This is a genomic window from Treponema sp. R6D11 (assembly GCF_054786075.1).
In genome coordinates, this window is sequence record NZ_BDHD01000555.1 from 1 (window position 1) to 791 (window position 791).

The 791-nt window shown below is 53.7% G+C and carries 1 protein-coding gene; it reads right to left on the minus strand.

Annotation, left to right across the window (positions count from 1 at the left end):
* The coding region (locus ACYVTD_RS14640; RefSeq protein ID WP_461248452.1) for a small ribosomal subunit Rsm22 family protein at positions 1-791 on the minus strand (791 nt) is incomplete at both ends.

Genomic DNA, 791 nt, shown 5'->3' on the forward strand with positions numbered 1-791 from the left:
TTGCACAAGTTCCCCGGATGCGGCTTTTTCGACGCTGATTTTATCCCCTGTTAAAAGGACAAGCCCCTCGGAACTACAGCCGTATCTTCCGTATTTATTGCTCGGAAGCGGAAAAGCGTCGGAAATAACCCGTACTTGCGTTTGCGTCGCTTGCGCTACTTGTTCCGCCGTTTGCGCCGTTTCCCGCGCTTGCGAATTATGCGCCTTTTCTGCGCCCACAAGTAAATAACTTAACACAAGCCGCTCTTTTGGGATACCTGCGGCGGAAGAAAGGCGGATAAGTTCTTTCGGGGCGTCTGCGGTGTCGAACGCGAAGTGGCACCAGCGGGCTTTTGCTTTGCCGCCGCTCTTACCACCGACACTTTTTCCGCCTGGCATCGGGCAGGCTTCCGAATGTGTGCAGGGCGACAAAGGGGCGCGGTCCATTTCCAAAAAAGCGGAGCGCAAAAAACTGATAAAATGCCCCGATTGAGGCACGCCCGGTTCAACCGTAAAAATCCGGGCTTCCGGTTTTGCCTGATTACGCATCAATAGCGCGGCGTTTTCCGCCATGCGTTTTAGGGCTTCGCTGTTGGTCTGGGGCAAGTCTTCGTACATTTCGTTAAATAAGTTCACGGCGCAGACAAGGGCCGCTTTTTCGCGTACAAGAGCCGTCTTTGCTTTAAGGTTTATCTTTTCTTTTACGGTGTTCACTTTCCACGCGCAGTTTTCGGTGGCGACTTTGCTCGCGGCGCTTGCGCCAACTTCCGCTTCGCTTGCGGCGGTTAGGGCGGCGGAAAAATTTTTCCCTG